The 14,168-nt window shown below is 44.6% G+C and carries 7 protein-coding genes; all 7 read left to right on the plus strand.

Features of this window, described 5'->3' with window-relative positions:
• Positions 1–23: 23 nt before the first annotated feature.
• The 7 genes from leuB to M8998_RS08925 all read left to right on the plus strand — a co-directional run bounded on the left by leuB (position 24) and on the right by M8998_RS08925 (position 14,162).
• A complete protein-coding gene (leuB, locus tag M8998_RS08895) occupies positions 24–1,100 on the plus strand; it encodes a 3-isopropylmalate dehydrogenase (RefSeq protein WP_249992218.1) in 1,077 nt (358 codons plus the stop codon).
• Between the two features lie 84 nt (positions 1,101–1,184).
• Positions 1,185–2,339 carry a 2-isopropylmalate synthase gene (locus tag M8998_RS08900; RefSeq protein ID WP_249992219.1) on the plus strand — a complete coding sequence of 385 codons (1,155 nt, stop codon included), beginning with the start codon at positions 1,185–1,187 and terminating at the stop codon, positions 2,337–2,339.
• A gap of 31 nt (positions 2,340–2,370) precedes the next feature.
• On the plus strand, positions 2,371–3,618 hold the full coding sequence (gene ilvA / locus M8998_RS08905) for a threonine ammonia-lyase IlvA (RefSeq protein ID WP_249992220.1): 1,248 nt from the start codon (positions 2,371–2,373) through the stop codon (positions 3,616–3,618).
• A gap of 135 nt (positions 3,619–3,753) precedes the next feature.
• Complete coding sequence (locus M8998_RS08910) at positions 3,754–5,547, plus strand: serine hydrolase (RefSeq protein WP_249992221.1); 1,794 nt, start codon at positions 3,754–3,756, stop codon at positions 5,545–5,547.
• A gap of 376 nt (positions 5,548–5,923) precedes the next feature.
• Positions 5,924–8,932, plus strand: coding sequence for a SusC/RagA family TonB-linked outer membrane protein (locus tag M8998_RS08915; protein ID WP_249992222.1), 3,009 nt, complete (start codon positions 5,924–5,926; stop codon positions 8,930–8,932).
• 11 nt (positions 8,933–8,943) lie between these two features.
• On the plus strand, positions 8,944–10,443 hold the full coding sequence (locus M8998_RS08920) for a RagB/SusD family nutrient uptake outer membrane protein (RefSeq protein WP_249992223.1): 1,500 nt from the start codon (positions 8,944–8,946) through the stop codon (positions 10,441–10,443).
• Positions 10,444–11,144: 701 nt separating this feature from the next.
• Positions 11,145–14,162 carry a SusC/RagA family TonB-linked outer membrane protein gene (locus M8998_RS08925; protein WP_249992224.1) on the plus strand — a complete coding sequence of 1,006 codons (3,018 nt, stop codon included), beginning with the start codon at positions 11,145–11,147 and terminating at the stop codon, positions 14,160–14,162.
• Positions 14,163–14,168: the final 6 nt, after the last annotated feature.

The following is a 14,168-nucleotide window of genomic DNA, read 5'->3' on the forward strand; positions in this document are numbered from 1 at the left end:
AACTCGACAAGCAACGACATAACATGAAGAAGAATATATTAATCATCCCCGGAGATGGTATCGGGCAAGAGGTAACCCAATGGGGTAAGCAAGTGTTGGAAGTTATTGCGGCCGAATTTGATCACGAATTCGCTTTCGATGAAGCCATCATGGGGCATACAGCCATTGAAGCTACAGGCAATCCATTGCCCGATGAAACATTGGAAAAAGCCAAAGCATCCGATGCGATCTTATTTGGGGCGATTGGTCACGCCAAATACGACAATGATCCGTCTGCCAAAGTGCGTCCAGAGCAGGGTCTGCTAAAAATCCGTAAAGAGCTTGGATTATATGCTAATCTACGCCCAATCCTGTTATTCGATGAGTTGTTGGATGCCTCTAGCTTGAAGCCAGAAATTCTTCGTGGTACAGATATTCTATTCTTCCGGGAGTTGACTGGCGACGTCTATTTCGGAGAGAAGCTACGCAACGCAGACAATACCTTTGCCTCCGACCTGATGAACTACCACCGCTACGAAGTAGAACGTATCGCTCGCAAAGCCTTTGAGGCGGCACAAACACGCGGAAAGCGCCTTTGTTCGGTAGACAAAGCCAACGTATTAGAAACATCTCGCCTTTGGAGAGAGGTGGTACAGGAGCTAGCTACAGAATATCCGGACGTGGAAACGGAACACATGTTTATTGATAACGCTGCGATGCAGTTGGTTAAGAATCCAAAGAAATTTGATGTGGTCTTAACTGCAAATCTATTTGGAGATATCCTCACGGATGAAGCTTCTCAGATTGCGGGCTCGATGGGTATGTTGGCTTCTGCTTCTATTGGTGATGGTACTGGTTTTTTTGAGCCGATTCATGGATCTGCACACGATATCGCTGGCCAGGACAAAGCCAATCCGCTGGCATCTATCCTATCTGCTGCGCTTATGTTAGATATTGCTTTTGGCTTGCAAGACGAAGCGAAAGCAGTAACTGACGCGGTAGATCAGACACTGAAAGCAGGTTGGAGAACTTCCGATATTGCCGATAAAAATACAGCTACTGATCGCATTTTAGGCACGGTGGCCATGGGACAAAAGGTCATTGATTTTTTGAAGAAATAATCATGTAAAACAAGGGAAGTCAGCAATGCGATTACATAGCATTGGTTTTTGACTTTTTAATTTTAACTTTTTAATTTAATAGTTATGTTACACGATCCGAATCATTTGTACATTTTCGACACCACGCTAAGAGATGGCGAACAAGTACCCGGCTGCCAACTAACCACTCCGGAAAAAATCGAAATAGCCAGAGATCTGGAAACACTAGGCGTGGATATTATTGAAGCGGGTTTTCCGGTATCCAGTCCTGGCGATTTTCAGTCTGTCGTGGAGCTTTCCAAAGCGGTAGACAACGTGATTATCTGTGCGCTAACGCGCGCCAATGAAAATGACATCAACGTCGCCGCCGAAGCCCTAAAATACGCAAAACGTCCGCGCATTCACACTGGCATCGGTGCGTCCGACATGCATATCAAATACAAGTTCAATAGCACGCGCGAAGAAATCTTGGACCGTGCAGTAGCCGCTGTAAAACATGCTAAAAGCCATGTGGAAGACGTAGAATTCTATGCAGAAGATGCCGGCCGTGCCGACCTACCCTATCTGGCACAGATGATCGAAGCCGTTATTGCGGCGGGCGCGACTGTCGTAAATATTCCAGACACCAACGGATATTGTCTGGCCGATCAGTACGGCGCGAAAATCAAGTACCTGAAGGAGCATGTCAAAAACATCGATCAAGCAATCATTTCGGCACATTGCCATAATGATCTGGGTTTGGCTACAGCTAATTCCATTGCCGCTATTCAAAATGGTGCCCGTCAGGTAGAGTGTACGATCAACGGTATTGGCGAACGCGCTGGAAACACCTCTTTGGAAGAAGTAGCGATGATTTTGAAAGTACACGCAGCGCACTTCCCTGGTCTTACCTCTAACATCAACAGCAAGCTTTTTACGGCGATCTCTCAAAAGGTGAGCGCTATGATGCGTATGCCGGTACAACCGAACAAGGCCATAGTCGGTAAAAATGCCTTTGCACACAGCTCTGGCATTCACCAAGATGGGTTCTTGAAACACCGGGAGAATTACGAAATTATTCGCCCCGAAGACGTAGGTTTACATGAAGCCGGTATCATCTTGACCGCTCGCTCCGGTCGCCATGCCTTAAAACATCATCTGGAGCGCTTGGGTTACACACTAGATAAAGAAGCATTAGCATCTACTTACGAGCGTTTTCTCGTGCTGGCAGATGCCAAAAAAGACATCGCGGATGAGGATTTGTTGACATTAGTCAAATAATCCCATCACACCTAAACAACATAAACGATTGATGAATTTATCCACGTTGGAAATCGACTGCTTAGCAGCAAAAGAACGCATAAAAGAGGTCGTTTTTCGTACGCCCTTACAATACAATCATCACTTGTCTGAAAAGTACGGTGCGGAGATTTACCTAAAACGTGAAGATCTGCAAGTCGTGCGCTCTTACAAATTGCGGGGCGCATTCAATAAGATTAGTAGCCTATCGGCGGATGATTTGAAGCGTGGTGTGGTCTGTGCCAGTGCAGGCAATCACGCACAAGGGGTGGCATTATCGTGCAAAAAATTAGATATCAAAGGTGTGATTTTTATGCCCGGACCAACTCCACGGCAAAAGATTACACAAACCGAAATGTGGGGCAATGGCAATATTGAAATTGTACTGACTGGTGATACTTTTGACGACTGCCAGATGGCAGCATTAGAGTACGCCGCTGAACATGGTATGGTATTTATTCCACCATTCGACGACATTAAGATCATTGAAGGGCAAGGTACTGTTGCCGTAGAGATATTGGAAGACCTCCCGGATGTGGAAGCCGTCATTATGCCTATAGGTGGTGGTGGTCTATCCTCCGGATTAAGCTTCTACATGAAACAACATGCACCACATGCCAAATTGTATGGCGTAGAACCCGAAGGAGCCGCTTCTATGCAAGCCGCCATGAACAATGGCGGACCAATAGAACTACAAACTATTAATAAGTTCGTAGACGGCGCCGCGGTAAAGAAAATCGGAGTTCTGCCATTCGCCATTAGTAGCCAATTGCTAGACAGCGTTCGATCCGTTCCAGAAGGTAAAATATGTACCACTATTCTGGAATTATATAATAAAGATGCCATTGTCGCCGAACCAGCAGGAGCCTTATCCATCGCTGCCTTAGATTTTCACCAAGACGAAATCCGCGGAAAAAAAGTCGTCTGTATCGTATCCGGTGGAAACAACGATATTGATCGTATGGGCGAAATCAAAGAGATGTCCTTACTGTACGAAGGTATTAAGCACTACTTCATCGTTCGCTTCCCACAGCGCCCTGGCGCGTTAAGGCTTTTGGTGACCGAAGTGTTGGGGCCGAAAGATGATATTACCCGGTTTGAGTACATTAAAAAGACCGAACGCGAACGCGGCCCGGCACTCATTGGTGTCGAGCTAGGTACCGCTAAAGATTACACCAGCCTGATAGGGCGGCTCAAAGCCTATAAGTTTGATTTTATTGAAATCAATAAAGATCAGACTTTGTTTGAGTATTTGGTGTAATACCATGCTCTAAATTAATTCCGCTAGGCAAAACCTCCAAAAAGCCTAGCGGAATTGAATAAGTTCGTATCTTTAAGAAGAATTTATTACAAACCGATACTTTAGCCCTTAGTGCTATACCAAGAATCTATTCTTATGCGTAAATCTATTACCATATTGCTGCTATTATTGAACGTATCCGTACAATTAACAACGGCACAAAACAAAGCTTCCATCGATTGGACAAAAATCGATTCTCTACTTGAAAAAGTAAGAGTAGATTACCAAGTAGCTGGCTTTTCTGTGGCTGTAGTACACAAAGATAGCTTGTTGTATAGCAAAGGGTATGGCTATCGCAATTATGAGCAAAAGCTGCCCGCTACTCCTCAAACTTTGTATGCTATTGGCTCTTCGACCAAAGCCTTCACAGCAGGATTAATAGGCAAACTCTTTGGAGATAGCCTTTCTTTAGATGACAAAATAACGCAACATCTGCCTGCCTTACGTTTTCAGGATGGGCGTGAAAGTCAAGTCACCGTACGAGATTTAATGGCACACCGCACCGGTCTTTCCCGTTACGACTTTTCTTGGTATCTCTTTAACACCGATTCCCGCGACAGCTTAATTGCGCGCGTGCAACATATGAAACCAAGTTCTGATCTGCGCGCTTCCTGGCTATATAACAACTTTATGTATCTGGCACAAGGAATGATCGCCGAAAAGTTAACTGGAAAATCCTGGGAGGACAATATTCGCACGCATTTTATGAATCCTCTGGGAATGAAGCAGAGCAACCTCACTATTGCTGATATGCTGCAAAATAAAGACGCTTCACTTGGATATATGGTAGATGGAGAAAAGAATATCCAATATATTCCCTATTATCATATCAGAGGTATGGGGCCAGCAGGCAGCATCAATAGCAGTGTAGCGGAGATGGCCAATTGGGTGAAAGCCTGGTTGAACAATGGAAAGTTCAAAGGCCAGCAGGTTCTACCAGCAAATTATGTACAAGAAGCATTAAGTTCACAGATGGTGATCGCATCAGCCTTACCCTCTGTCAAGCAACCAGATGTACATTTGAAAAATTATGGTTTAGGTTGGATGATCGGTTCCTATCGAGGCCACTATCAGGTAGAGCACGGTGGCAATATAGATGGGTTTTCCGCTTCAGTAGCATTCTTCCCTACCGATTCTTTAGGAATCGTCGTGCTGACTAATCAAAATGGCTCTGAAGTTCCCGGCGTAGTCCGTAACGTCCTTTCCGATGAATTATTGGGGTTATCTTTCGTGAATTGGAATACCCGTGGTGTGGAAAAAGATAGTGTTGAAACGGCAGTAAAGCCTGCTACAGAAGATTTAAGACAGGTGAAAGGCACTAAGCCATCACACCTGTTGGCGGATTATGTTGGACAATATCATCATTCAGCATATGGACAGTTCGAAATACGTCTTGAAAATGATACGCTTAAAACACATTTAGCGACAAAGAATCTGTGTTTAGAACATTATCATTATGACACATTTGTTCTACGAGAACTGGGTACAGACAAAGAGAAGGAAAAAGATGACGAAGGGCAGAAAATCACTTTTCATACCAGCTTCGATGGAGATATCAAAAGTGCAGAGTTAGAGCTTCCAGAGTCGTTTGAATTTGCACGACAAGCACCTGCCAAGAAAGTAAGCACTAAAGATTTAAGTGCTTATGTGGGTAGGTATTCCGTAGGCAATATGAAAATTAAGATCACGGTAAGCAACGACATCGTCTATATGGATGTACCCGGCCAAAAAAATTATGAAACAATAGCGCAAGGCGATCACTATTTCAAAATCAAAGACCTTACTGGTTTTGCAATCCGTTTTGAAATCGATGAAACCACGGAAAAAGCAACAAAGATTAACTTAATTCAACCAAACGGAACCTTTTCCGCTGCTCGGATAAATGATTAGTTAGATCTTCTGATACGGAACAATCAAATACCCCTCATTCGTAGTTTACAAAATCAAGTAAATTTCTCAAATTAGTGACAATAATACACCTATAAAGACCTGTGTTTACCCCACAAAAACAACAGGCATACTACCTTTTGCAGCTATATTTTTCCTCGCAGGTTAGTCGATAAAAAACTCCTTATTTTTAAAAATAAATTTTCTCAAAACGGAATAAAAACCAGATTTATATTCCAAACGTAGCATTTTTTGTTAATTTTGATCACCACTTGTAAAAAATATAAACTTAGAAAATGAACATCAAGGAGCAGTATAATCAAGCTGTTTCCTTTAACTGGTGAAAAACAACTTTTTATAAACTTAAAACACACTAAACATGAAACAAAAATTACCTTTTTTAGGTATGCGTATGCTATTGTCGGCAGTGGTACTTTTCCTATTACATGGAAACATTGCCTATGCCCAAACAGCTACGTTTAATGGTAGGGTTACCGGCGATGGACAGCCCATATCCGGTGCAACACTAACTATCGTAGAGCTGGAACGTACCGCTGGTACGGATGCAACCGGTTCGTTCAGCTTCCCTAATGTGGCCGCGGGTAGCTACACGCTAACAGCATCTTTCCTAGGCTTTGAAACCTACCGCGAGACGATTCGTGTGACAGCAGATATGACGCCGATGAATATTAGTCTGCAACCATCTACCGGAGAAGATATCGGTGAAATTACCATCGTAGGATATGCTTCCGTACAACGGAAAGACTTAACAGGTGCAGTAACACGGGTGAGTGAAAAAGACTTTAACCAAGGGCCTTTTACCTCTCCCGATCAGTTGGTTCAGGGTAAAGCTCCCGGTGTCCAAATGATTAACAACAGTGGACAACCAGGTGCTGCCACGACTTTTCGCATACGTGGTAACTCCGCGGTAAGTGGCGGCGGACAGCCCTTATTTGTGGTAGATGGTATCGCGTTAGATGGGCGTACGGCGCTTCCTGGCAGAAGCGCAAATCTGGGATCAGCTCCAGGAGGAAACCCACTAATCTTCTTAAATACGCCCGACATTGAGAGCATGGAGATATTAAAGGACGCCTCTGCTACAGCAATATATGGTGCCAGAGCAGCATACGGTGTTGTGTTGATCAACACAAAACGCGGTAAAGCCGGCCCTTTGCAGGTTAATGTCAATGCTTCTACGGGTGTGGCATCTTTAATGCGCCGAATAGATATTCTAGATGGAAACCAATTCCGCGGCGCGTTGAATAAGTATGGTATCACCGGAGGTGATCTCGGTGATAATGTAGATGCATTAGGAGCGATTACGCGTAATTCCATCGTGCAAGATTATGCAGTTTCCATGGCCGGTGGTACCGAGGATGCGAAGTTTAGGGCTTCTATCGGTTACCAAGACATAGAGGGTATTTTGAATAAAAGCGGTCTAAAAAAAGTGGCCGCTTCCGTGAATGGAAACTTCAAGATGCTAGAAAGTAAAAAGCTAGGATTAGATCTGGGGCTCATCGGTACCCAAACCAATGAACAATTCGCGCCAATCACTAACGACGCCGGCTTCGAAGGCAGCCTAGTGGGTCAGGCACTCAGCTGGAATCCAACCGAGCGGTTACGCAACGAAGACGGATCTTTAAATATTAAATACGGCACATCCATCATTAACCCCTTGGCCATGTCGGAGGCAAACAATGACCATGCACGGATTACAACAGTCATTGGTAGCGTATCCCCATACTATAAGTTCAATGACTGGCTGGAGTACCGTGTACTCGGAGCGGTAAATTATAGTACTGGTATCCGTCGTGCTTCCACGAAGAGTTGGATCAACATACCAGGCATTCAGGCCGACCAGGCTGGTGGTGCGCTAGGTGGTGAAGCATCGTATGCCAACAACGAACTCATTACCAGTCAATTGACTCACACACTAACTTTCAACCGGGAGATTGCTAACAAGCTGAACTTAAATGCCGTCGCCGGTTACGAATACATGAACTTTATATATCGTGGAATGGACTTCCGGGGTGTCAATTATGGAGATATCAACATCGATTACACAGATGCCCTTCAAGCGGGTTCCAGCGGCAACCGTGTCGTAAACTCCTTTGCTGATCCTAAAACCGAATTGCAATCCTACTTTTTCCGCGCGATTTTCAATTACGATAACAGATACCTATTTACAGGTACTGTACGTCGTGACGGTTCTACTAAATTCGGGGACAACAATAAGTACGGAAACTTCCCCTCATTTTCTGCAGCATGGAATATCCGCAACGAAAGCTTTATGCAGGATGTGGCATGGTTAAGCGAATTGCGTTTACGCGCTGGATGGGGTCGTACCGGAAATCAGGAGTTTCCGGCGGGATCTTCCAGCAACCGTTACGGGTTTATCAATGACAATGCCGTTCGCCCTATTAACAACGGAAACCCGGATCTACGCTGGCAAAGTGATGAGCAAACCAATATTGGGGTAGATTTCGGCTTATTCGGCACGAAACTGACCGGATCCATCGACGTATTCCAAAAGAAAACGACAGATTTGTTGTTTCCGACGATTCCACTCTACCCGAATGCTCCCGATGCACCAATCATCTGGAGTAACCTCGATGGCATAGTGCGTAATCAAGGTATTGAGCTTGCTTTGCATTCTACACTGCTCCAAAAAGAGCACTTAACCTGGAATGTGGGCGGAAACCTAACGCTATTGAGAAATGATGTAAGCAATATGAACAACGTCATCCTAACAGGTGCATTGAGCGGTCAGGGCGTATCGGGTGCTACCGTGGAGGTCATTCAATCAGGGCTTCCAATGTATGCCATGATGACGAGAGAGTACTTAGGCTTAAGCCCGGAAGGGTTTTCTACCTATACCGACGATGGCTTCTCTATGCTATACGTGGGCAACCCAAACCCTAATGTACTGGTGGGTTTCAGCACGGATGTAATGTATAAACGATTCACACTGACTGCTAATTTCAATGGCGCCCTGGGGCAAGATTTGTATAATAACACCGCCAATACGGTACTGCCGATCACGAACTTGGGTGGCTTCAGAAATATTGCCGCCGGATTGTTAGACTCTCCTATCCAGGAATCATTGACCAATTCCGCTGCGCCATCTTCACGCTTTATCGAAGATGGTAGCTATATCAAACTAGCGAATGCCACCATAGGATACCGTGTAGGTAATATCGGCGCTTCCTTAAAAAACCTAAATGTGTTTATCAATGGCACCAACTTGTTGCTATTTACCAAATATTCTGGATTTGATCCAGAAGTCAATACGGCAAAAGGCGTGGGTAACACCGGGTCAGCAGGCATTGATTACATCGGCTACCCTCCGATAAGAACCTTTAACCTAGGCGTTAACTTCTCTTTATAATTTTCGACAACATGAAAAAAAATTTATATACCATACTACTGGTTGGATGCATTGCACTAACCGGCTGTACCAAACTCGATGAAACGCTCAACGGTCAAATTTCGGATAGCGATCCGGGCGCAGTAAATGCCACTTCGCTATTACAGGGAGCTTACATCTCTATGCGTTCTCCTTATCAAGGGAACGGTGGCTGGTGGGCGCTACAACAAACTACCACTGATGAAACGATTACGCCTACTCGCGGAGGTGATTGGGATGACAATGGTGCTTGGCGTGCACTCTTCTTGCATCAGTGGCAGGCCGATCACGTGCGTATCCACGATGTGTTTCGGAATCTGAACGCAGTGAGTTATGCAGCCACAGATTTACTTCGCTACAATCCCACATCCACGCAAGCCGCCGAAGCGCGTTTTATTCGGGCATTTGCACAGTTTTCTATATTAGATGGTTGGGGACAGGTACCATACCGTGAACCTGGAGACGACATCTTACTAATGCCTCAGGTACGCGACGCACAAACAGAGATTGACTACTTGATTAGTGAATTAACGGAGATTATTCCCAATCTGCCGACGGGTAATCCGCAGGTTGCTAACCAAGATGCTGCAAGAATGTTGCTAATGAAAGTGTACCTGAATAAGGCTACATTCCTAAACCGGGCGACACCGGTATTTGATAATGCCGACCTACAAATGGTGGTTACGCTCGCGGATCAGATAAGTGGCAACTACGCACTGGCCGACAATTATTTCGATAATTTCAACCTGAATAATCACCAGTCTCCCGAGAATATCTTTTTAGGTGCTAACACAGGAGGAAGCAATTCTGGAGATATTTATTCTTTGATCAGAACGACACTGCACTACAACTTGAACCCGAGTGGATGGAATGGTTTTGCGACCTTATCGGACTTCTATGATAAATATGAAGAAACCGATCAGCGCCGAAGCTCTACCTACCCGGGTGTTACAAGTGTTTCTGGATTACGAATGGGCTTCCTGGAAGGACAGCAAGTGAATGCAGCAGGCACGGCCTTAGTAGATCGCCGCAACAACCCATTGAGTTTCACTCGAGAAGTAAGTATTATTGAACGAGGCAACAACCTGGAAGTCACTGGTATCCGCGTAGTAAAATATGTGCCAGATTATGCCAACCTTGGTGCTGGGCATGCAGAGAATGATTGGGTATTTTACCGTTATTCGGATGTGCTACTCATGAAGGCAGAGGCTTTGCTTCGTATGGGACAAGCTGGTGCAGGGCTACCGCTGGTCAACGAAGTGCGCACCAAACGCAATGCTTCAGCGTTGACTACGCTCACCTTAGACAATCTATTGGATGAACTTGGTCGAGAATTCTTCTGGGAGTCGCACCGTCGTACAGATTTAATTCGCTTTGGAAAGTACCTGGATGCTTGGCAGGAAAAACCAGCGTCTGATCCGCGAGCACTCCTATTCCCGATACCGTTGAATCAGTTGGGCAACACCAATCTAACCCAAAACCCTGGCTATTAATAACAGGTTACAACAACCTAACGTATTTAAAAACACAAAAACTCCTCCGGCTTCATTGTCCGGAGGAGTTTTTTATTTAGCGCTGTCGACTAACTTCATCATCCTTAAGGAAACAATAATACAATTCAATTACTTTTTCGAGATCAAGGATCTTCCTTCTTTTTCTATTCACTTTGAGATAGATGAAATTCCAGAAAAAGCAGAATGAAAATATCGAAAGAAGATGGCTCAAATCCTCTTTACCCGATGACGTACCTGCCCTTTGGCTGAATCAGAAACACAGACAATCCTTTGTCCGCTGTTCTTTTTTGGATCCTCCAGCTATTATTACACAATCCTGAGGATTTTGAAACAAAAAAGTTACAAGGGGTTCGTGTAACTTTTACACGATTTTCATAAGTGTGAGTTAATGATATTTTTATTATTGTAACAAATTTCATTACAATTTAAATCGGTTTAGTTAACATAAATGAGAGCTAAAACTGATTAAGCGCCATCAGCATAAAAACCGTATAAACAAAAAACAATAAGTTATTGATACAGGAAACAACGTAAATAAATATATTTCTCAAATAGTTTTTTTATTAACTTTGAATACCATTTATAATACTATAGGCTTAAATATCGACTCAAAATAATCCAATAGAGTAGTATACACAATCGTATAACGATAACTTATTATAAACTTAAACACACTAAACATGAAACAAAAATTACCATTTTTCGGCGTGCGCATGCTGTTTTTGGTAGTCGCACTTTTCCTAGTACATGGAAACATTATTGCCTATGCTCAAACAGCTACGTTTAATGGTCGAGTTACCGGCGAGGGGCAGGCCATATCAGGTGCAACGTTAACCATCATAGAGCTGGAGCGCACCGCCGGTACGGATGCAAGTGGATCCTTCAACTTTGCAAATGTGAAACCTGGCAGCTACACCCTTACGGTGTCTTTTTTGGGCTTTGAAACGTACCGGGAAACAATCCGGATTACGACAGACATGGCTCCCATTAACATTAGCCTACTGCCCTCGACTGGCGAAGACATTGGCGAAATACAAGTGGTAGGCTATGCATCTGTACAACGCAAAGATTTGACAGGTGCGGTCTCTCGTATTAGCGAAAAAGAGTTCAATCAAGGCCCTTTTACGGCACCAGACCAACTCATTCAAGGCAAGGCTCCAGGCGTACAAATGATTAACAACAGTGGCCAGCCCGGAGGCGAGACCACGGTAAGGATACGGGGTAACTCGGCGGTGACCGGTACAGGACGGCCCTTGTATGTGGTAGATGGAATGGCCTTAGACGGCCGCACACCGCGCCCCGAACGACAGGCAGAATTTGGATCTTCGCCTGGAGGCAATCCACTTGCCTTTCTCAACCCCAATGATATTGAAAGTATGGAAGTGTTGAAAGATGCTTCTGCAGCCGCGATATATGGTTCTCGCGGGGCATATGGTGTTGTGTTGATCAACACCAAACGAGGTAAAGCACAGCCCCTACAAGTCAATGTCAACGCGACTACCGGTGTGGGTTCACTCCTGCGAAACATCGATATCCTGGATGCCAACCAGTTTCGCGCTGCCCTGGCCAACTACGGGCTAAACGCCGAGTTAGGCGACTTAGGGAGTAATGTGGATGCTATGAGTGCAATCACGCGACGAGCCATCAACCAAGACTACGCCATCTCCATGAGCGGCGGTAGTGAAGACGCTCGGTTTCGTACGTCTATTGGTTACCAAAATATGGAAGGCATTCTTATCAACAGTGGCTTCACGAAAGTTGCCGGATCAATCAATGCCAACTTTCGTATGCTGGAGAGCAAAAAATTGGGCTTGGACATGGGGCTGTTTGTGACACAAACAAATGAGCAATTAGCGCCGGTAACTGAAGATGCGGGTTTCCAAGGAAGTATAGTGGGTCAAGCGCTAAACTGGAACCCCACATTACCTTTGCGTCATCAAGATGGTCGCCTCAATATATTATACGGTACATCCATCATTAATCCGGTAGCTATGAGCGAAGCCAATAATGACCATGCTCGTGTAAGTACCGTACTCGCGAATATATCACCTTATTATAAATTTAATGACTGGTTAGAGTACCGCATGTTGGGTTCGATTAATTACAGCACCGGTATACGCCGTGCTTCAACCAGAAGCTGGATCAATATTCCAAACATCCAGTTTGATCCAAGCGGAGATTTTTTGGGTGGCGAGGCTTCTTATGCCAACAACGAATTGATGACAAGCCAGTTAACACACACATTAACCTTCAATCGTGAGATTGCCGACAAATTAAACTTGAACGCGGTTGCAGGTTACGAATACATGAATTTCAGGTATCGTGGCATGAATTTCCAAGGGATCAACTATGGCGACATTGATGTAGACTACACCGACGCCCTGCAAGCAGGATCCAGTGGCGCCAGAACAGTCAACTCCTTCGCTGACCCAAGCACCGAACTGCAATCCTATTTCTTTCGAGCCATTTTCAATTACGACAGCCGTTACCTTTTGACCGCTACTGTGCGTCGAGACGGTTCCACAAAGTTCGGTGAAAACAACCGGTATGGAAACTTTCCCTCATTCTCTGGAGCGTGGAGCATAAAAAATGAAAGTTTTATGCAGGATGTGGACTGGCTTACAGAACTACGACTACGTGTAGGCTGGGGACGTACCGGTAATCAGGAATTTCCTGCTGGAGCCTCGATCAATAGATACGGTTTTGAAAATGACAACGTCATTGTACCAGTAAACAATGGAAACCCAAACCTACGTTGGCAAAGCGATGAGCAATGGAACATCGGTATGGACTTTGGCTTGTTCGGGTCCAAACTAAGCGGTTCCATTGATGTGTTTGACAAGGTAACCACAGATTTGCTTTTCCCGACCATTCCACTTTATCCCAACGCGCCTAACGCACCTATTGTGTGGACTAACCTTGATGGACGAGTCCGCAATCAGGGTATAGAGCTAGCTTTAAATTCCGTGCTCATCCAAAATGAAAATCTAACCTGGAATGTTAATGGCAACGTGACTTTGCTCAGAAATCAGGTAAGTAACATGACAAACATCATCCAGACTGGTCAGCTCAGTGGGCAAGGCGTATCCGATGCTACCGTACAGGTTATCCAAGCTGGCCTACCGATGTTTGCGATGGTCACCAGAGAGTATTTGGGCTTAGATGCCGAAGGTATGTCTAGATATACAGATGATGGGTTTAATCTTCTTTATGTTGGGAATCCCAATCCTAATGCGTTGATCGGATTTAGCACCGATCTGAGCTACAAGAGATTTACTTTCTCAGCTAATTTCAATGGTCTTTTGGGAGGAGATATTTACAATAACACATTTAATACCGTCGTACCGATCGGCAACTTGGGTGGTTTCAGGAATGTAGCTTCAAGATACGTAGGCACATCCCCACAGGAGTCGTTGTCAAATCCACCATCACCGTCCTCCCGCTACATAGAAGATGGGAGCTACCTGAAATTGGCTAATGCTACAATTGGCTACAAAGTCGGCAACGTAGGTTCCACTATAAAAAACCTAAATGTGTTTTTGAACGGTGTCAACCTGCTTTTATTCACGAACTATTCTGGATTCGACCCGGAAGTAAACACTAACAAAGGAGTGAATGAAACCGGTTCACTAGGTATTGATTATATTGGATACCCTCCGGCTAGGATATTCAACTTTGGCGTAAATTTTTCACTATAAATAATA

This window comes from Sphingobacterium sp. lm-10 (genome assembly GCF_023554555.1).
Classification (GTDB): domain Bacteria; phylum Bacteroidota; class Bacteroidia; order Sphingobacteriales; family Sphingobacteriaceae; genus Sphingobacterium.